The sequence below is a fragment of the Pararhizobium sp. LjRoot255 genome, assembly GCF_964252905.1.
Classification (GTDB): domain Bacteria; phylum Pseudomonadota; class Alphaproteobacteria; order Rhizobiales; family Rhizobiaceae; genus Pararhizobium.
In genome coordinates this window covers 1,745,310-1,764,175 of sequence record NZ_CAXUPQ020000001.1, presented here as the reverse complement: position 1 = coordinate 1,764,175, position 18,866 = coordinate 1,745,310, and the positions used below count along the sequence as shown (strand labels likewise).

Below are 18,866 nucleotides of genomic sequence, written 5' to 3'. Positions count from 1 at the left end.
AGTTCAGTGCCCCTGCCCCCTTGACGCGATATATGGCTGGCAATCGAAACGAAGCCGGCTTTGCAACTTTTGCTGCAAAGCCGGCTTCAATCCGAAGCGCCGGCAGCTACACCAAAACGCCTTCATGCGCGTTTTTTGTGACAGTTTTATTGACGCTGACGATTGGCTCGCCACTTTCCGCATCTTTCGTCACGGAAATTACATGCGCCTTGCCGTCGATTGTCAGCGTTGCCGAGAAGCCATCCCAGGCTTTCGGCAGGACCGGGCGAATGGTCAGCGTTTCTCCCTGCCGGCGGATGCCGAGAATGCCTTCGACCGCTGCGCGATAAAGCCAGGCTGCCGAGCCGGTATACCAGGTCCAGCCGCCGCGCCCGGTCAGATCGCCGTCACCATAGATATCGGCGGCGACCACATAGGGTTCGACCCGATAGCGATCAGCACCGTCGCGATCTCTGGAGTGATTGACCGGATTGAGCATTTCGAAAGCGCGCCAGGCATCCTCGGTGCGGTTCTGCGCTGCAAGCGCCAGCACCACCCAGGTGGCCGCGTGGGTATACTGCCCGCCATTTTCGCGCACACCCGGCGGGTAGGCCTTGATATAGCCCGGATCCTGCGCCGTTTCGGAAAGTGGCGGCGTGAACAGACGGATGATCCGGTGATCGGCATCCGCCAGTTCCGAAAGCACGGCATCCATGGCCTGCGCCGAGCGAGCCGGATCGCCTTCGCCGGACAGAACGCTCCAGGATTGGGCGATGGAATCGATGCGGCATTCGCCGCTATTGGCGGAGCCGAGCGGCGTCCCGTCATCGTAGTAGCCGCGGCGGTAGTATTGACCATCCCAGCCGGCCGTCGCAAGCGCTTGGCTGAGGCTGGCCAGATGCGTCTCCCAGGCGGCAACCCGCTTGGCGTCACCACGTTCGCGGGCGATCCCGGTGAAGGAGCGCAGGGTGGCCGCAAGGAACCAGCCGAGCCAGACGCTGGTGCCGCGTCCTTCGATGCCGACGCGGTTCATGCCGTCGTTCCAGTCGCCGCCGAGGATCAACGGCAAGCCGTTTTCTCCCTTGCGGGCAATCGCCAGATCGAGTGCCAGCGCGCAATGCTCATAGAGAGAGGCACGCCGCTCGGAAACCAGCGGCTGGAAGAAACTGTCGTGCTGGCCGGGTTCAAGGGGCGCGCCGTCGATGAAGGCAATCTGCTCGTCCAGAATGTCCTTGGTGCCGGTCACGTTGCAATAGTACTGCACCGCATGGCCGAGCCAGACGACGTCGTCGGAGATCAGCGTGCGCACGCCTGAGCCGTTGCCCGGCAGCCACCAATGCAGGACATCGCCTTCCGGGAACTGCCGCGCCGCGGCGTTGAGGATCTGGGCTCTCGCAAGGTCCGGGCGGTGCACGATGAAGGCGAGCGTATCCTGCAATTGGTCGCGGAAGCCGAAGGCACCGCTTGCCTGATAGAAGGCCGACCGCGCCAGGATGCGGCAACCGAGGCTCTGATAGGGCAGCCAGGCATTGACCATGTTGTTGAACGCCTTGTCGGGCGTATCGACCTGGAGAATGCCGGTGAAATCCTGCCAGAAGCTGTTCGATGCCTCGAGAGCGGTCTCGAACCCGGTGCTGCGCGCCGTCTTGAGATGTTCGAGCGCCTGAGCGGCATGGTCGCCGTCACCCATGTAGAAGGTCAGTTCGCGGCTTTCGCCGGGCTCCAGCGCCACATCGAAAACGAGCGCTGCGCAGGGATCACCGTCCGCATCGATAGCACCTGAAAGCGACGAGCCGTCAAGCACCGCCTTCGGCGCATGAATGCTGCCGGCAAGCCCGATGAATTCGCGGCGGCTCGCCGTGAAGCCTACCGGCATTTCGCTCGCCGCCAGGAAGGCGGTGCGGCCGGAATAGTCGATGCTGTACGGATTGGTGGCCAGCACCGCGCCGCTTGCCTCGTCAAGATGCGACAGGATGAACGGCGCCGTCTTGCTGCGGTTGTTGCCGAGCACCCATTCGGCATAGCCGTAGACCTTGAGGCTTCGGGCCCCGTCGGAGAGATTTTTCAGCCGCATCCGCCAGTATTTCACCGGCGCGTTGCGATGAACGGCCTGGCTGACCTCCATCTCCAGTTCATCCTGCTCACTCTTGAAGACCGAATAGCCGAGACCATGCCGGGTTTCGAAGAGCACGGACTTGCGCCGAGACAGGGCGGCATAGGGCGACATCACAGCACCACTGTCCATATCTCGCACGAAGATCGCTTCACCCGGCCGGTTGATCACCGGATCGTTGGTCCAGGGTGTCAGCTGGTAGTCGCGCGAATTGCGCGCCCATGTAAAGGCAGCGCCTTCCGCCGCCACATGGAAACCAAAACTCTCGTTGGAAATGACATTAATCCACGGCTGCGGCGTCGCTTCGCCGCCGCGCAGTCGCGTCACATATTCACGGCCGTCCTTGGAAAAGCCGCCATAGCCGTTCCAGAAATCGAGCCCGTCACCATTGATCTCGGCTTGTGCCGCGTCACGGTCCGGCGCGGGCGCCGCGAGCAACGGCAGGGCAATCTTCTTGCGCTTGCCGGCAGGTGCCGAGAACAGCGCTTCCGCACGGGAAATCTGGTCCGAGATCTTGCCGTTGCGGGCATGAAAGACGGCACGCGACGCGGACAAAAGTGCCGACCACGTCTGCGGCTCCATGATATCGCGGCGGACCGCGAAGATATGCTGGCGGGCGCCGTCGGACAGGCGCAGGCGCAGGTTTTCGCACATCGCATCGAGCGTATGCTGCATGTCCTGCGCGTAGGACGAGGCCCGTTCGTTGACGATGACGAGATCGGCGGTGACGCCGCGCGAGCGCAGATATTCCTGCGCCTTCAGGGCCTCGCGTGCGATGCCGAGGTCGATATCGTCGTTGATGCGCACGGAAAAGATCGGGAAGTCACCCGAAATCGACAGCGGCCACAGGGACGATTGCGGTGCGAGACCCGCCTGGACAGTGGCTATGTCCGCGCGCAACTGCATGTCGGGATAGGTGAGGTAACGGCCGAGCGTCTGGAAGCTTGCCGCCTCCTGCGAGGTCACGCCGACATGGCGCATCTGCACCTGGCTGCGGGTCCAGGCGTGGATCATTTCATGATTGAAGCTGTCCGGATGGCGGTAGCGATCGACGGCCTTGTCGATCTGTTCGCGGCCGGGCGCGGCGATGGTCCAGAAGATCACGCTGACCTTCTTGCCCGCCGGCACACGCACGGTACGGCGGAGCGAAACGATCGGGTCGAGCGTATAGCCGTCCGTGCCTGAAAGCTTGGCTTCGGCATCGAAGGCTTGCGCTTCGGCGAGCGTCCGGCCTGTTCCGATGAACCGGCGCCTGTCCGTCTCGGCTTCCGTGTGGCGGCTGCTGCCGGCATTGTCGACAATCAGGTGAGCCACCTGCATGTCCGGGTCGCCAGGGCTGCGCTTGTTGCGCGTGACGCGGATGACGTCGCCCTTCGGATCGATTTCGGTGCGCAGGAACATCTTGGAAAAGAGCGGATGGGCGCCGTCGGTATCGTCGGTCGTCAGCACCGGCTCGGCATAGGACGTCACCTCGATGAAGCGGTCCTCAGAGCCCCTGTTGAGAAGGATCACCCGGCGGCCTTCGGCATCATGCTCGGTGGCGACGATGCATTCGACTTCGCTGGTGAGTTCGCCGACGGTCTTGACGAATTCGGCCTTGTCGTCGCCGAAGCGGATCATGGCTTTTTCGCCTTCCGCCCGGCGCGGTTCGGCCGTTGCCGACCACCAATTGCCGGTCATGGTATCGCGCAGGAAGATGAAGGTGCCGGACCGGTCTTCGCTCGGATCGGGATTCCAGCGGGCAACGGTCTGGCCATTCCAGCGGGAATAGCCGCTGCCGGTCGCCGTCAGCATGACGGAGTAGTGGCCGTTCGACAGGAAAGCTGTCTCACGATCCTTGATCAGCGGATTGTTGACGATCCGGACCTCCGGACGAAGCAGGTCCTCCTGCCCCTTTCCAAGCGATTCCGGTTCTTTCTTGGTGTTGATGATCGGGATATCGCGCGGCGCCTTTTCCTGAAGCAGCAGTTCGGCCGCCTCGATGACCGGATCGGCGTGGAACCACTCGCGCAGGCGTCCGTTGAAAACGACGTTGGCGACAGCCGCGATCGACATGCCGTGGTGGTGGGCATAATAGTTGCGCACCACCGCGCAGGTCTTGCCTTCCGGCACACGGGTCGGCGTGAAGTCCACGGCGTCGTGGAAACCGTAGGCGCCGAGCGCACCGACGCTGCGCAGCCGCTCCAGATTGGCGAGTGCGGCCTTCGGATCGTACATGCTGGCGAGGATCGAGGCATAGGGCGCAATGACGGCATTCTGGCCGAGGCCGCGCTTCAGGCCGAGCGTCGGCACGCCGAAGTTGGTGTACTGGTACGTCAGCTCATGGTCGCGGGCATTGAATGCCGCTTCCGAAATGCCCCACGGGGTACCGAGGCGGCGGCCGTGGTTCATCTGCTCCCTGACAATCAGGTTGTTGGTCTGGTTGAGGATACCCCCCTGACGCTCCTGCATGACGAGTGGCGGCATCAGATATTCGAACATCGAGCCCGACCAGGAGACGAGCGCGCCGCGCGCGCCGATCGGTACGATCGGACGGCCGAGCTTGTACCAGTGTTCCGTCGGCAGGTCCCCCTTGGCGATGGCAAACAGGCTGGTGAGGCGTGCTTCCGAGGCGAGAAGGTCGTAGCAGGCTTCGTCGAGTTCGTTGGAATTGACGCGGTAGCCGATGGACAGGAGGCGCCGTTCCGGACGAAAAAGGAAGCTGAAGTCCATCGAGAAGGCGATATCGCGCGCCCGATCGCGCACGACGATCAATCGCTGGCGCAGCGCCTCGATGGCACCGAGGTCGAAAACGCCGTCGGCAATATGGGATTCGCAGGTGTTGACCAGAACGGTCGCCCATTTGGTCACTTCACCGCTCTGGGCGCTTCTGACCTCGTGGTCGAGGTTGGCGGTGAGCTTCTGGATGTCGCGGGCGAGAACCGCCAGGTTGATGACCCGGATCGAGGCGAACTCATGTTCGCGCTTGACGGTCTGCAGCGCATTGTGGAAGCCGACGATCCGCTCCTCCATCAAACGCCGCAGCGGCCGCACGGTCTTGCGGTCATCCGGCAGCTCGGCCAGCACTTCGGACAGGATCGAGGCAACATCGCCGATACCGTCCAGATTGCCCTGGATATGTGCGGACGGCGCTTCGGCCCATTCGCGGCACATCGAGGAGACGGCAATCAGATGGCCGGCGAGGTTGCCGCTGTCGACGGCCGAAACATACCTCGGTTCCATCGTCTCGAGCGGGTTCGTCGTGTACCAGTTGAACAGATGTCCCCGGTATTTGGGCATACGGTCGATCGTGGAAACCGTCTCCTCCAGGCGCCGGACGGTTTCCTCAAAACCGATCCAGCCGAAATCGCGGGCCGACATGACGGAGAGAAGGTAGACGCCGATATTCGTCGGCGAGGTCCGTTCGGCCACAACCGGATGCGGGATTTCCTGGAAATTGTCCGGCGGCAGGAAGTTCTGCTCGGCCGTGACGAACGTCTCGAAATAGAGCCAGGTCCGGCGTGCGATCTTGCGCAGTTCCTCGACGACGTTTTCCGGAACGACCAATTGGTCTTCGGTCTCTGCGGATTGGCTGACGAACCAGGCGATGGCCGGAGACAGCGCCCAGAGCAGGGCAAACGGAATGCCGATGAAGGGAAGGCCGGTATCGGAGACCGCCGCAAGCAGCAGCGAAATCACCGACAGCGCCGGAGCAATCCACATCGAGCGGTAATAGTCCCAGATGGTGCCGCTGGCCGAGCTCTGCACCTGCGCTGCCGTGCGCCATTCGAGCATCAGCTTGCCGCTGACGAAGGTTCGGTAGAGCGAGCGCGCGATGGCATCGGCCATCATGGCCGCCGAATGGGCAATGAAGACGATGCGCAACGCGACCTGCGCATTGGCCGCCTGAATTTCGGATAGGACAGCATGCAGATGGGCGCGGGCAACGATATCGTTGCGGCGCGGCATGATGCCCGAAATGAGCGACAGGGTCGGCGCGACGAACAAGCTGAAAATCAGGACGAACTGCCAGACCAGCGCCTGCGTCGGCTCCATGTAGTACCAGCCCATGACCGAGGCGATCAGCCAGGCGACAGGGATCAGCGAGCGGCGCAGATTGTCGTACATCTTCCAGCGGCCCAGCATGCTGACCCCGTTGGAAAGATTGAACATATACGGCAGGAGCTGCCAGTCGCCGCGCGCCCAGCGATGCTGGCGCGACATCTCGACTTCGTAGCGGATCGGGAAATCCTCCACGAGTTCGACATCGCTCACCAGCGCGCATTTGGCAAGCGAACCTTCCAGCAGGTCATGGCTGAGAACCGCGTTCTCCTCGATCTTGCCTTTCAGCGCTGCCTCGAAGGCGTCAACGTGGTAGAGGCCCTTGCCGGTGAACGTGCCTTCGCCGGCGATGTCCTGGTAGACGTCGGAAATGGTGAAGACATAGGGGTCGATACCACGATTGACCGAGAAGATGCGCTGGAATGCCGAAGCTTCGTTGCCCGTAGTCAGCGATGGCGTCACGCGCGGCTGCAGGATGCCGTAGCCGGCGGTCACTTTCTGGGAGACCGGATCGACGACCGGGCGGTTGATCGGATGATAGAGCTTGCCGACCAGCTTGGTCACCGCGTCACGCATCAGGCGCGTGTCGGAATCAAGCGTCATGACATATTGCACGTTTTCCGGCACGGTATTGGCGCCGGCGAGGAAGCTCGTATCGCTGTCGCCGCGCAGAAGCAGGTTCATCTCATGCAGCTTGCCGCGCTTGCGCTCCCAGCCCATCCAGACGCCCTCCGCCTCGTTGTAGAGGCGGCGGCGATGCAGGAGGTAGAAGCGGGTGCGGCCATCATGGGCGTAACGCTCGCTCAAAATTGCGATTTCGCGCTTGGCATAGTCGAGCACGTCGAGATCGACAGCGGTTTCCTCCTCCTTGCTGTCGGCCCAGTCGCTCAGAAGGGCGAAATAGACCTCGCCCTTCGGATTGGCGAGATAGTGCACTTCGATGTTGCGCACCAACTCATCGACATGATCGCGCTTGGAGATCAGACAGGGGACGACGACGAGGGTCCGCGCGTCTTGCGGGATGCCGTTGAGAAATTCATATCCGACCAGGCGCGATGGCGTCACGCAGAGCGTGACCAGCGTATTGAACAGACCAGCGGCGCCCTCCGAGGCCGGAAGCGCAAACAGCAGCAGCATGATCAGCTTCGCGCCTGTCGGAATATCCATCGGGCTGACGAAGATGTAGACCGCGATCATCGCGAGGATCGTCAGGATGATGTTGGGCCCTGCGATCGCCAGCCAGTCGAGCTTGCGGCTCATGCGGATGATGGTCTGTAGGATGGTCGGACGGTAGCCGATCCTCTGCTCCAAAAGCCGGCGCTGCTTGCCGACGAGGAACCCGCCGACGTTCGGCTCATGCGGGATTTCTACGGGGGCCGCCGCCTGCTCCTTGACCAGGTCCAGCGCAATCTGGGTGACTTCCAGTTCCGCGTAGCCAGAGCGGCGAGCCAGTTTCTCGATGGTATTGCGATACTTGTTGCGCGAACCGAAATCGAGCGAGGAGTAATCCGAGCGTGCACGCAGGGCTTCATCAAGCTTGCTGACGCTTTCGAACCAGACGGCCCAGTCGTTGTCGTCGATTTCGCGCAGGCTGCGGATGATGTTGCTCATCGTCGCATTGCCGGAGGACAGCCGGTTCTGTTCTGCGACCAGCGCTTCCTCGACATTGCTGCCGCGCTTCTCGAGCTGCTCTTCGAGCCAGGTAATCACGTAACCCGATGTCTGCGATCCGTCGCGCAGGCGGTAGAGAAGCTGCGTCACGAAAGTATTGTCGGCGGTCAACGGCTGGGCGTCTGCGAGAACCGACTTGAATTTCTCCGGTTCGCCGAGCCGGACGATCTGATCGGCGACGTCGTTTGCCTTTTTGCGCATGCCACGCGAACGGTCGACGCGGATGGCGATGCGGCGCAGGTTCTCGATCAGCACGAAGCGGACAATGGACGGCAACGCCCAGAGTTCGCCGATCTTGAAGGTCTCGTGATTCTGGAAACCGGCGACCATCGCCGTCAGGCTTTCGCGCGAAACCGTGCTGTGGGTGTGGGCGATGTAGAGCCAGGCAAGCGCCATGGTGCGCGGGATCGTCGCGCCGGCGACGGACAGTGTCGGCAGCTGGCGATAGAACTTGCGCGGAAAATCGCGCCGGACTTCCTGAATAGACTCTTCAACCAGATAATGATTGTCGAGCAGCCATTCCGCGGCGGGCGTGATCGAGGCGCCAGCTTCGACGTCGGCAGCCGTCACCTTGTAAACGCGGAAAATCTCGTGTTCGTTTTCGCGATGGCGCTGACGGAACTCGAATGGGAAGAAACCTGGAAGGCTTGCCACGCCATCGCGGGCCAGGGCGGCGCCGCATTCATGAAGCTCATCGATTGTGAAATAGGTCGACCGGATCGAATCGTTATAGTCGATCGGCTTGATCTCAGCTTCGCGCAAAGGCGTGGAAGGCGTATTTTGAAGGTTCATGGGTACGGGTTCTGGATCCAGGCGGTGTTGAAGGGTCCGGCGTTGGTCGTGGTGCCGGATGGGCTGCGTCCCTGATGTTTGGCTCTGCGCCGCCACGACCTCAAACACTTGTCTGTATTCTGCCAACAGCCGTCAGGGCTCGCGCAAGCGGGAAACCATGGGCTTTGGCACAGCCCGGAAGGGCCTTGAAGGTCGTGAAGGCGGCAGTCGCTTCGCTGTCAGGGCTGCGTGATGCAAGAAATGGGCATTTTTTAGCCGTAGTGCCAATGTGTTGCAAGGCGCGGGGCCAATTCTCGGGACGAATTCGGCGCTGCCGCGCTAAAGAGAGGCCGTTGTGGCGGTCGCCTTTGGCAGCAAATGATGTGAAATCCCCTAAAGCTGTCTCTTCGGCACTGTTCATCCAGCCCGCAACGCGCAAGGCGCGGAAAGGTTCCACATTCCTATTGCGTTGCAGCGGCGCCGTGCGCTTAGTTGACCTGCGCCGTGATCCAGGTCCGGAAGGCCTGACGAACGGGATTTTCGAGCTTTCCTTCCGGCACGACGAGATAATAGCTGTTTTCCGTCTGCATCGGCCTGTCGAACACGACACGCAAACGGTCGCTCGCCAGTTCCTGTTCAATCAGATAGCGCGGCAGGAGCGCAAAGCCGAGGCCGGCGGCGGCAGCCTCGATGACCATCGAAAACTGGTCGAATCGGTTGCCGCGGTAGGCGGACTTCATCTCGCCGCCGTTGTTCTCGAACCATTGCGCCCACATCTTCGGGCGGGTGGCGAGATGCAGAAGCGGTTTGTTTTCCAGTTCGCCTGGCTCCTTCATCGGATGTTGTTCACAAAGGGCGGGACTTGCCACGGGGACGATGATCTCGCTGCAGAGGTAGCTGCAGGTCGCATGCGCCCAGACCGGTTGGCCATAGTGAATGGCAAGGTCGAAATTCTGCTCTTCAAAGTCAAATGGCTGGGAGCGTGAGGCGATATTGATCACCGTACCCGGATGCTGCTTCAGGAAATCCGGCAGGCGCGGCGTCAGCCAGCGGCTGCCGAAGGTCGGCAGCGAGGCGATGGAGAGCGTCGATTCCGAGCGCGCCGAGGCCATGGCCCGCACCATCAGCTCCTCCGATTGCGCCAGCAGCCTGCGCACCTCCGGCAGAAACTTCTGGCCCGCATCGGAGAGGATCACCCGCTGGCGGACGCGCTCGAACAGGAGCACGCCGATCTGGCTTTCGAGGTCCTTGATCTGGCGGCTGACGGCGCTCTGCGTCAGGTTCAGCTCGGCCGCGGCCTGGGTGAAGCTGCCATGGCGCGCGGCGCATTCGAAGGCCTGCAGCGTGGTGACGTCGGGGATCAGTCTTCTGCTCAACTTCATTCCGGCCTCGCATGATCATAGTCATAACCGTCGCAATCAATGCTCATTCGACCCGTATATGATACGAAATGAGAATGATCGACCCTATCCGTTCAATACTGCGAGGCGTGCTGCCGTGAAAGAGAATAGTTTCGTATCCACCGACGACATCCGCTCAGCCTTCTCGGCTGCGATGTCCACCATGTACCGGACCGAAGTGCCCGCTTACGGCACGCTGATGGAACTCGTGGGGCAGGTGAACGCCGAAACGCTCGCGGCCGACCCCGGTCTGCAAGCCCGGCTCGAGGATACCGATTCGCTGGAGCGCATTTCCGAAGAGCGCCATGGCGCGATCCGCCTCGGCACGCCGGCCGAACTGTCAATGATGCGCCGCGTCTTTGCCGTCATGGGCATGCACCCGGTTGGCTACTACGATCTTTCCACTGCCGGTGTTCCTGTCCACTCGACTGCCTTCCGCCCGGTCGGCGATACGGCATTGAAGAAAAACCCCTTCCGTGTCTTCACCTCCCTGCTCAGGCTCGACCTCATCACCGATGAGACCTTGCGTGCAGAGGCGGAACAAGTCCTGTCGAAACGTCAGATTTTCACGCCCGGTGCCATCGAGCTTACTGAGAAGGCGGAAAGAGAGGGCGGTCTCGACAAGGCCGATGCCGAGCGTTTCGTTACCGAAGCACTCGAGACCTTCCGCTGGCACGACAACGCCAATGTCGGCCCTGAGATGTACCAGCGGCTGCACGACGCCCACCGGCTGATTGCCGACGTCGTCTCCTTCAAGGGCCCGCACATCAACCATCTGACGCCGCGCACGCTCGATATCGACGCCGTCCAGACCCGTATGCCGGACCACGGCATTGCCCCGAAGGCGATCGTCGAAGGCCCGCCGAGCCGCACATGCGCGATCCTGCTTCGCCAGACCTCGTTCAAGGCGCTGGAAGAGCCGGTTTCCTTCCAGGCTGCCGATGGCAGCTGGCATCAAGGCTCGCACACCGCCCGTTTCGGCGAGATCGAACAGCGCGGCATCGCGCTGACGCCAAAAGGCCGCGCTTTCTACGACGAACTGCTCAACGCCTCCCGCAAGATCGTTCGTCCGGCTGCCGATGGTTCGAATGCGGTGGAGTATGAAAAGGCGCTCGCCGAAGCCTTCGTCCCGTTCCCCGATACATGGGCCGGCATCCGCGCCGAAGGTCTCGGCTATTTCGCCTACTCGCTGACCGCCAAGGGCCGCAAGGCCAAGGCTGATGCCGCCAAAAGCCTCGACAGCCTGATCGAAGACGACCTCGTGCAGTTTGATCCGATCGTCTACGAGGACTTCCTGCCGGTCAGCGCCGCCGGCATTTTCCAGTCCAACCTCGGCGACGATGCCGCCCAGGAATTCGTGGCAAGCCCGAACCAGCGGCGCTTCGAGCTCGATCTCGGCGCCAAGGTGCTGAACGAGTTCGACCATTATGCCGGTATCGAGCAGGCATCCATCGCCGCTTGCAGCGGGATGCTTTCATCCGCCGAGGCCGCGGAGTAAAGCTGAAGCGATGATCGACCACAAGCACATCGCGGCACTGACCGGCATTCTCGGGGACAAGGGTCTTGTCACCGAGCCACGGGACATGGCGGCCTATGAGACCGGCGCGCGCTATGACGAAGGCCGGGCCGCCCTCGTCCTGCGGCCGCAGACGACCGAAGAGGTCTCGGTGGCGGTCGCCTATTGCGTGAAACACGGCATTCCGCTCATTCCGCAATCCGGCAATACCGGCCTTGTTTCCGGCTCGACGCCGGATGCGAGCGGAGCGCAGGCCGTCCTCAGCCTTGACCGGATGACCCAGCGTTTCGAGCTCGATCTCGACAATCGATCGCTGCGCGTTGACGCCGGCTTCCGGCTTTCGGACGTCAACCAGAAGCTTGAAAGACACGGCCTGTTCTTTCCGATCGACCTTGGCGCCGACCCGCGCCTGGGCGGTATGCTCGCAACCAACACCGGCGGTTCACGATTCCTGAAATATGGCGACGTGCGCCGCAATACGCTCGGCATCAAGGCGGTGCTGGCGGACGACGACGGCACCATTGTCGATCTGACATCGGAGCTGCGCAAGAACAACACCGGCATCGACTGGAAACAGCTCTTCATCGGCACCTCCGGCTCCTTTGGCATCATCACGGAATGCGTGCTGAACCTCGAACCGCTTCCAAAGCAGGTCGCGACCGCCTATCTGGTGCCGGCAAGCGGCGCACAGGTCATGCCGCTGCTGCGCGCGATGGAAGACCGGCTCGGCGCGTATCTCTCCGCGTTCGAGGGTATGTCGAAGAATGCGGTCGCGGCAGCGCTCGACCACGTGCCGTCGCTGAAGAACCCCTTCCAGGGCGGCAACGTTCCGGACTATGTCATTCTCGCCGAAATCTCCCGGACCTGGGAGCCGCGCGAAGGAGAACAGCCGCTCGATGCCGTTCTGGAGACGGTGCTGGCCGAGATCTGGGAAAGCGACGACGCGCCGCTCGCCGATGCCTTCGTCGGCCCGGCACATGAAATGTGGGCGCTGCGCCATGCGCTTTCCGAGGGCGTCAAGCACTCCGGAAAATTGATCGCCTTCGATCTTTCCTTCCGCAGAGGTGATATCATGGCCTTCTGCGACCGTATGAAGGAGGAGATGCCGACCACCTTTGCGGAGGTGGCGATCTGCGATTTCGGCCATATCGGCGATGGCGGCGTGCATTTCAATCTCGTCGTGCCGAAGGATAGCGCCTCGGCATCCGACAAGGATTTCGAGCGGCGGCTGCGCGACTGGGTGTTTGCCATCGCCGTTCGGGATTTCAACGGCAGCTTCAGCGCCGAACATGCGATCGGCCGGAAAAACCAGGCCTATTACGACCTTTATACGCAACAGAAGATCAAGGACATGGCCCACGGCCTCAAAGTCATCACCTCGCCGGGAGACCTCGGCACGGTCAGCTTCGGGTAGTCCTTCGAGACAAGAAACGGGAGTTTGCTCATCATGAACATTGCAACGAAGACGGTGAACGTCGTCCAGGAAACGGCCGCCCTTCTCGAAAAGCTCGGCGTCGCCAGGGAGCTTTATGCTGGTGGCGACATGGCCTCCTTCTCGCCGGTCACCGGCGAACAGATCGCCAGCCTCAAGACGGTCTCTATCGCCGAAGCCGCAGTCAAGATCGAAAAGGCCGACGCGGCGTTTCGCACCTGGCGTCTGGTACCGGCACCGAAGCGCGGCGAACTGATCCGCCTGCTCGGCGAAGAGCTGCGCGCCCACAAGGCCGATCTCGGCCGCCTGGTATCTATCGAAGCCGGCAAGATCCCGTCGGAAGGCCTCGGCGAAGTGCAGGAAATGATCGACATCTGCGATTTCGCCGTCGGCCTCTCGCGCCAGCTCTACGGCCTGACGATCGCCACCGAACGCCCCGGCCACCGCATGATGGAGACCTGGCATCCGCTCGGCGTCATCGGCGTCATCTCCGCCTTCAATTTCCCGGTCGCAGTCTGGGCCTGGAATTCGGCGCTCGCGCTCGTCTGCGGCAATGCCGTCGTCTGGAAGCCGTCGGAAAAGACGCCGCTCACCGCTCTTGCATCGCAGGCTATCCTTGAGCGCGCTATTGCCCGCTTCGGCGATGCCCCGGAAGGCCTGACCCAGGTGCTGATCGGCGATCGCGCCATCGGCGAAGTCCTCGTCGATCATCCGAAGGTGCCGCTCGTATCGGCGACCGGCTCCACCCGCATGGGCCGCGACGTCGGTCCGCGCCTTGCCAAGCGCTTTGCCCGCGCCATCCTCGAACTCGGCGGCAACAATGGCGGCATCGTCTGCCCGTCGGCCGACCTCGACATGGCCCTGCGCGCGATTGCCTTCGGCGCCATGGGCACGGCCGGCCAGCGCTGCACGACGTTGCGCCGTCTCTTCGTGCATGAAAGTGTCTATGATCAGCTCGTTCCGCGCCTGAAGAAGGCCTATTCGAGCGTCTCCGTCGGCAATCCGCTGGAATCGACCGCCCTTGTCGGCCCGCTGGTCGACAAGCCGGCCTTCGACAACATGCAGAAGGCGCTTGCCGAAGCCAAGGCCCATGGCGGCTCGGTCACCGGCGGCGAGCGTGTCGACCTCGGCCATGCCAACAGCTACTACGTCAAGCCCGCTTTGGTCGAAATGCCGAAGCAGGCAGGGCCGGTTCTCGACGAGACTTTTGCGCCGATCCTCTACGTCATGAAGTACAGCGATTTCGATGCCGCCGTTGCCGACCACAATGCCGTCGCAGCCGGCCTGTCCTCATCGATCTTCACGCTCGACCTGCAGGAAGCAGAGCGCTTCCTGTCGCCTGACGGTTCCGACTGCGGCATCGCCAACGTCAACATCGGCACGTCTGGCGCTGAGATCGGCGGCGCGTTCGGCGGCGAGAAGGAAACCGGCGGCGGCCGTGAATCCGGCTCGGACGCCTGGCGCGCCTACATGCGCCGCGCCACCAACACGATCAACTATTCGAAGGCCTTGCCGCTGGCACAGGGCGTCTCGTTCGACATCGAATAATATCGGCGCCATCGAATAGGAACTGACATGACTATCAACACCAGGGTTGAGGAGGCGGGCTTTTCGCCCGCCTCGCGGATTTCCGCGATCGGCGTTTCGGAAATCCTGAAGATCGGCGCCCGCGCGCAAGCCATGAAACGCGACGGCAAGCCCGTGATCATTCTCGGCGCCGGCGAGCCGGATTTCGACACGCCGGACCACATCAAGCGAGCTGCAACCGCCGCCATGCTGCGCGGCGAGACCAAATATACGGCGCTCGACGGAACGCCGGAACTGAAGGCCGCGATCCGCAAGAAATTCGCACGAGAAAACGAACTGTCCTACGAACAGGACGAAATCACCGTCGCGACCGGCGCCAAGCAGGTTCTTTTCAATGCCATGATGGCGACGCTCAACCCGGGCGACGAGGTGATCATCCCGACACCGTATTGGACGTCCTATTCGGATATTGTTGAGATCGCCGAGGGCAAACCGGTCCTGATCGCCTGCGATGCCAAAGCCGGATTCCGGCTGCAGGCCGAGCAGCTCGAAGCGGCGATCACGCCGAGGACGCGATGGGTGATGCTGAACTCGCCATCCAACCCCTCGGGCGCCGCCTACAGCGCCGAGGACTTCCGGCCGCTGCTGGACGTGCTCCTGAAACATCCGCATGTCTGGCTGCTGGTCGACGACATGTACGAACACATCGTCTACGATGAATTCCGCTTCGTCACGCCGGCGGCCCTGGAACCGCGGCTGAAGAACCGCACCCTGACGGTCAACGGCGTTTCCAAGGCCTATGCCATGACCGGCTGGCGCATCGGCTATGCCGGCGGTCCGCGCGCGCTGATCAAGGCGATGGCCGTCGTCCAGAGCCAGTCGACCTCCTGTCCGTCCTCGATCAGCCAGGCGGCCGCGGTCGAAGCCCTCACCGGCACTCAGGATTTCCTGAAGGAGCGCACCGAAAGCTTCAAGCGCCGCCGCGATCTGGTCGTCGCCGCGCTCAACGCCATTGACGGCCTCGACTGCCGCGTGCCGGAAGGCGCCTTCTACACCTTCTCGGGCTGCAGCGGGGTGCTCGGCAAGACGACGCCCGGCGGCAAGCGGATCGAGACGGACACGGACTTCTGCACCTATCTGCTCGAAGACGCCCATGTCGCCGTCGTGCCCGGTTCCGCCTTCGGTCTCTCGCCCTTCTTCCGCATCTCCTACGCCACCTCGGAGGCGGAACTGCGCGAAGCGCTGGAACGGATCGCAAAGTCCTGCGCGGCCTTGCGCTGAATTCCCCTTCACGGCCGCGGCATCACCCGCGGCCCGTGAAGGGCTTTTCCCACCACAGGAACGATCAAAAGGATTTTGCGCTGCGGAAAATTGCTGCTATCCGGTAAGCGCAACGAAGCGCGCGAGGCGCCGTGACCGGATACAGACAGGGGCAGCCGGAGCATGTTCTCCCGTTTACGGCAAACGACGGATATCATTGAAAAACTCAGGAAGACGTCGTTCGAGCCCGCGCATTCCGCCTATTATACGGGCAAGCCCGGGCGGCCGCTGAACCTCATCCTCAAGGCCCGCCACGACTTCCTGTCGATCTGGCGCAAAAGCGATTATACCGACAGCGTCTCCGTCGCGAAGATCTTCGGACGCCAGATCGTCGTCGTCAATTCGCCGGATGCGATCCGCTACGTCGTCGCCAAGCGCCACGAGAATTTCGAGCGCAAGACGCCGCAGATGCGCCGCGCACTGGAATTCCTGCTCGGCGACGGCCTGTTCATTTCCGACGGCGAAACTTGGAAACAGCGCCGCCCGCTTGTCAACGACATCGTCCACAAGAACCGCGTGCCGGCTTTCGGCAAGATCATGGAGAACACGACGAGCGAGCTTGTCCAGCGCTGGGAAAGCTTGCCGGACGGCGCGCCCGTCAACGCGCTCTTCGAGATGGCCGGGCTGACGGCCGAAATCATTTCGCGTTCCGTCTTCGGCAACGATCTCGGCGAAGAGGCGGCCAACGCCGTCAGCGAAGGATTCGAGAGCTATCAATCGCTGATCGATTCCGTCAACATCGGCTATTTCCTCGGCTTCGACGATGGCCTGCCGGTGCTGCGCACGCCGAAACTGCGCCGCTCCGTTTCGCGCATCCACCAGATCATCGACAAGGTGGTGGAGGACCATCTGGCCGGCCGCGGCGACAACAATTCGATGATAGAGCTCCTGGTGCGCCGGCAAAAACGCAATCCCGAGCTGAAGCTCGACGTGGTGGCGCTGCGCAATGAGGCAGCGACGATCTTCATGGCCGGCCACGAGACAACGGCGGCGACGCTGACCTGGGCCTGGTACCTGCTGTCACGGGCCGGGTGGGTGGAAAAATCCCTGCATGAGGAGATCGCCCGCGTCTGCGGCAACCGCGTGCCGACATTGGACGACATTCCGCAGCTGGAGTGGTGCAAGGCCGTGATCGAGGAAACGCTGAGGCTCTATCCGCCCGTCCCGATCCTCGCCCGCCAGGCGAACGAAGCCGACCGGATCGGCGATTTCGACGTCAAGCCGGCCTCGCTGATCCTGATCGTACCGTGGCTGCTGCACCGCACCGAAGCCTTCTTCAAAGACGCGCATCTGTTCAAGCCGGAGCGTTTCATGGGCGGCCAGCGGCCCATACCCTACAGCTACATTCCCTTTGCCAGCGGTCCGCGCGTCTGCCCGGGGCTGCAATTCGGTCTCACGGAGGCGATCCTCTGCCTAGCGATCCTTGCACAGCGCTTCAGCGTGCGCGTCGCGGGCGATGCCAAGGTCGAGCCGCAATGCCGCCTCACACTGAGGCCGCGCGGCGGCCTGCCGGTGACGCTGCACCGGCGCGAGCGGGTATAGGCCCATGGCCGAGGCGAACAAAAAGGCAAAGAGCGGCCCGGCAAAACGGTCTGCCTGGGTCTACAGTCCCCCGGCCGCGCCACCGCTCATGGACCTGTTTGCGAGCGCAGACCGGCGCCGTGCGGCATTTCGCTATCATGTGACCGACAATATCCAGAACCTCCTCGACCTGGCCGTCCATTTCGGACTGAAAGCCATGCCGGCGCGGGTCTGTTCGGCGGCAGGCGCGCGGCTTGGCGCTTTCGTCATGCCTCGCTGGCATAAATCCGCAGTCAAGAAGGCGCAGAAGAACCTGGAGCGGCTTCTGCCGGATGCGACCGAGGAAGAACGCGACCGGATTTTGAGGCGAAACTGGCAAAACCAGGGACGCATCATGACGGAGTTCTCGATCATCGGGCTTCTGGCGCAGCGCGTCGTCTGGCACGATCTCAACTATTTCACCGAGTCGCATGCGAAGGGCCCGGTGATCGTGGTCTGCATGCATGTGGGAAACTGGGAAATTTTTGCCCCGAAACTCGTTGAACTCGGTCTGAACCCATCCGCCAACTATACGCCACCCGCCGGAAGGGCGCGGGCCTGGATCGCCGAGCGGGTCCGGCGCAAGCTGGGATACGGCCTTATGCCGCCGGGCAAGGACGGGATACGGCCTGCATTAAAGATATTGAAAGACGGCGGTACGATTTCAGTGTTCTGCGACGAGGGTTTTGCGGGCAAGATCCGCGGCCCCTTCTTCGGTCGCGCCCCGCATCTCGAAGGCAATCTCGCAGTCGTCGTCCGGCTTGCCCGGCTGACGCAGGCGACAATCTGCCCGGGCTATATCCTGCGCAAGGAAGGGGCGCGGTTCGAAGCCTTCGCGCTCCCTCCGATTACCCTGCCGCCGGAAAATAAACCCGGCGAGCGGCTGATTGACGACGTCCTGCTGCTCAACTCGGTCATCGAGCCCATCGTCCGCGCCCATCTCGACCAGTGGTATTTTCTCGACAACGCGCTTTGACGGCTAGCTTGCAGCCAGCGTCATCCCGCACAACTCAGCGACCAGTGCCGCGAAACGCGAACCGGCGATATCGAGCGGTCCGCTGTTGTCGATCGTCGTGACATCAGCGTCGAGGATATCCGGTGTCTGCCGCTGCAGACGTTTCAGGATGTCCGCTTCGCTCTCCCGCCCGCGAGCAACGAGGCGCTGGGCAAGCGCTTCCGGCGACGCGGTGATATTGACGACCACGACCTTCGGGAAAACCTGCCGGAAGCGGGCGAGTGCACCGCGGCTGCCATTGGCGATGACGATGCGCCCGGCACGCACGCGATCGAGCGCCTCCCGTGGAATGCCGTATTGCAGCCCGTGCGCCTTCCAGGCAACGGCGAAATCGCCCGCTGCCAGCCGGGCGTCGAAGTCGCTGTCGGATACGCTCTCGTGATCCTCGCCGCCGGCATCTGAGGGGCGCGTGATCACACGCCGGACGAAATCGATGTCGGCGCGGCCGACGAAGCGCTGTGCGACGAAGCCGATGACACTGTCCTTGCCGGCACCGCTTGGGCCCACGACGACAATCATCG

Annotated in this window: 9 protein-coding genes; 6 read left to right on the top strand and 3 right to left on the bottom strand. The window is 62.5% G+C overall.

Annotated features, from left to right (window positions below):
* Positions 1–106 precede the first annotated feature (106 nt).
* A complete protein-coding gene (locus ACSQ2W_RS08600; protein WP_436085887.1) occupies positions 107–8,596 on the bottom strand; it encodes a GH36-type glycosyl hydrolase domain-containing protein in 8,490 nt (2,829 codons plus the stop codon).
* 467 nt (positions 8,597–9,063) lie between these two features.
* Positions 9,064–9,957: a LysR family transcriptional regulator gene (locus ACSQ2W_RS08595; RefSeq protein ID WP_436085886.1), complete on the bottom strand. Its 894-nt coding sequence runs from the start codon at positions 9,955–9,957 to the stop codon at positions 9,064–9,066.
* A 115-nt stretch (positions 9,958–10,072) separates the two neighbouring features.
* Here ACSQ2W_RS08595 and hglS point away from each other — a divergent pair, with 115 nt between their 5' ends.
* The 6 genes from hglS to ACSQ2W_RS08565 all read left to right on the top strand — a co-directional run bounded on the left by hglS (position 10,073) and on the right by ACSQ2W_RS08565 (position 18,306).
* On the top strand, positions 10,073–11,473 hold the full coding sequence (gene hglS, locus ACSQ2W_RS08590; protein WP_436085885.1) for a 2-oxoadipate dioxygenase/decarboxylase HglS: 1,401 nt from the start codon (positions 10,073–10,075) through the stop codon (positions 11,471–11,473).
* Between the two features lie 10 nt (positions 11,474–11,483).
* On the top strand, positions 11,484–12,905 hold the full coding sequence (locus ACSQ2W_RS08585; protein ID WP_436085884.1) for an FAD-binding oxidoreductase: 1,422 nt from the start codon (positions 11,484–11,486) through the stop codon (positions 12,903–12,905).
* Positions 12,906–12,938: 33 nt separating this feature from the next.
* Complete coding sequence (gene amaB / locus ACSQ2W_RS08580; RefSeq protein WP_436085883.1) at positions 12,939–14,471, top strand: L-piperidine-6-carboxylate dehydrogenase; 1,533 nt, start codon at positions 12,939–12,941, stop codon at positions 14,469–14,471.
* Between the two features lie 27 nt (positions 14,472–14,498).
* Positions 14,499–15,731, top strand: coding sequence for a pyridoxal phosphate-dependent aminotransferase (locus ACSQ2W_RS08575; RefSeq protein WP_436085882.1), 1,233 nt, complete (start codon positions 14,499–14,501; stop codon positions 15,729–15,731).
* A 162-nt stretch (positions 15,732–15,893) separates the two neighbouring features.
* Positions 15,894–17,312, top strand: a complete 1,419-nt coding sequence (locus ACSQ2W_RS08570) for a cytochrome P450 (RefSeq protein ID WP_436085881.1) — start codon at positions 15,894–15,896, stop codon at positions 17,310–17,312.
* Between the two features lie 4 nt (positions 17,313–17,316).
* Positions 17,317–18,306: a lysophospholipid acyltransferase family protein gene (locus ACSQ2W_RS08565; RefSeq protein ID WP_436085880.1), complete on the top strand. Its 990-nt coding sequence runs from the start codon at positions 17,317–17,319 to the stop codon at positions 18,304–18,306.
* Between the two features lie 3 nt (positions 18,307–18,309).
* On the opposite strand, the gene phnN is transcribed toward ACSQ2W_RS08565, so the two are convergent.
* Entirely contained in the window at positions 18,310–18,864 is a 555-nt protein-coding gene (phnN, locus tag ACSQ2W_RS08560; protein ID WP_436085879.1) for a phosphonate metabolism protein/1,5-bisphosphokinase (PRPP-forming) PhnN, read from the bottom strand.
* Positions 18,865–18,866 lie beyond the last annotated feature (2 nt).

What these genes read in the sequence shown, in the direction of transcription:
- ACSQ2W_RS08565 (WP_436085880.1), top strand. Translation starts at nt 17,317, where the DNA reads ATGGCCGAGGCGAACAAAAAGGCAAAGAGCGGCCCGGCAAAACGGTCT.
- ACSQ2W_RS08595 (WP_436085886.1), bottom strand. Translation starts at nt 9,957, where the DNA reads ATGAAGTTGAGCAGAAGACTGATCCCCGACGTCACCACGCTGCAGGCC.
- ACSQ2W_RS08600 (WP_436085887.1), bottom strand. Translation starts at nt 8,596, where the DNA reads ATGAACCTTCAAAATACGCCTTCCACGCCTTTGCGCGAAGCTGAGATC.
- amaB (WP_436085883.1), top strand. Translation starts at nt 12,939, where the DNA reads ATGAACATTGCAACGAAGACGGTGAACGTCGTCCAGGAAACGGCCGCC.
- ACSQ2W_RS08575 (WP_436085882.1), top strand. Translation starts at nt 14,499, where the DNA reads ATGACTATCAACACCAGGGTTGAGGAGGCGGGCTTTTCGCCCGCCTCG.
- ACSQ2W_RS08570 (WP_436085881.1), top strand. Translation starts at nt 15,894, where the DNA reads ATGTTCTCCCGTTTACGGCAAACGACGGATATCATTGAAAAACTCAGG.
- ACSQ2W_RS08585 (WP_436085884.1), top strand. Translation starts at nt 11,484, where the DNA reads ATGATCGACCACAAGCACATCGCGGCACTGACCGGCATTCTCGGGGAC.
- phnN (WP_436085879.1), bottom strand. Translation starts at nt 18,864, where the DNA reads ATGATTGTCGTCGTGGGCCCAAGCGGTGCCGGCAAGGACAGTGTCATC.